This is a genomic window from Cupriavidus sp. HPC(L) (assembly GCF_000307735.3).
In the GTDB taxonomy this organism is placed as follows: Bacteria; Pseudomonadota; Gammaproteobacteria; order Burkholderiales; family Burkholderiaceae; genus Cupriavidus.
Map to the genome: position 1 here is coordinate 1 of NZ_AMPR02000381.1, position 1,387 is coordinate 1,387.

Sequence of the window (1,387 nt, forward strand, 5' to 3'; positions counted from 1 at the left end):
GGCGCTTGCGGCGCGGGTGCGGGCGCGGGCGATTGCGGTGCGGCCGGCGCGGGCTTGCCGGTGGAGCCCTCCATATTGCCGAGCAGGTACAGCTCGAGCGGATTCGGCGTCGAGAAGCTGTCGGTCGGCAGCGGGGCGCCCGCTTGCTGCATCGGCTGCACCAGCCGCGGCGTGATGATGAAGATCAGCTCCGACATGTCCTGCTGGAACGACGTGCTGCGGAACAGCGCACCGAGCACCGGCACTTCGCCGGCACCGGGCAGCGCCTTCAGCGCGCCGCGCGCGTTGTTCTGCAGCAGCCCGCCGATGGCGAAGCTCTCGCCGTCGCGCATCTGCACGGTGGTGGACGCGCGCCGCGTGGTGATCACCGGCAGGATGGTCTGGCCCGTCAGCGTCGCGCCGGTCACGGTGGCGCCGGTCGGCGACAGCTCGGACACTTCCGGTGCGACCTTCAGGTTGATGCGGCCGTTGGCCAGCACGGTCGGCGTGAACTTCAGCCCCACGCCGAATTCCTCTTCCTGCAGCGTGATGGTCGGCACGCCGCCTACCACCGCGTTGCTCTGCGCCACCGGGATATAGATCTTGCCGCCGGCGAGGAAGCTCGCCTCCTGGCCGCTCAGCGTGACCAGGTTCGGCTCGGCCAGGATCTTGACCAGCGAGTCGTTCTTCTGCGCATCGATCGCGATGTCCAGCGGCAGGTTGTTGGCCTTGCTGCCGAAGATGGCGGTGCGCGAGCCGGTCAGCAGCGAGGTCACCAGGCCGCCGGTCCACGAGCCGATGCCGCCCTGCAGGTTCAGCTGCGAGCCGAGCTGGTTCAGCAGCGTCTTCGAGACTTCGGCGACCTTGACCTCGAGCATCACCTGCTGCGGCGTGTCGACGCTCAGCATGTTCAGCACGCCGCCGTTCTTCGCCTCCTTGTCGCCCTGCGCGACCGCGGCATAGGCGCGCGCGATCTCGACCGCCTGCTGGGCCGCCTGCGCGCTCGACACGCTGCCGGTCAGCACCAGGTTGTCGGCCGCGGTGGCGACGCGGATGCCGCGCTCGGTGGGCATCAGCTGCGCCAGCGAGCCCTGCAGGCCGCCGGCATCGACGTTGACCGCGATATTGATCACGCTGCAGGCGCCGCTGCGCCCCTGCACGATCATGTTGGTGGTGCCCAGGCTGCGGCCGAGCACGTACATCGTCTGCGGCGACACCATGGTCGCCTGCACGACCTCGGGATTGCCGACGGTCCGGTTGCGCACCGGCTCGGGCAGCGGGATCAGCGTCGACTTGCCGATCGGCACCACCACATGGCTTTCCTCGCGTACCGCGCCGCTGCAGTTCGGCCCGCGCGTGTCGGCGGCGGGCACCGGTGCGCGCGCCGGCGCCATGCTGATGGTCATCT

At 69.9% G+C, this 1,387-nt stretch carries 1 protein-coding gene; it reads right to left on the reverse strand.

Annotation, left to right across the window (positions count from 1 at the left end):
- On the reverse strand, positions 1–1,387 hold a 1,387-nt coding region (locus B551_RS18195), incomplete at both ends, for a type II and III secretion system protein family protein (protein WP_023264722.1).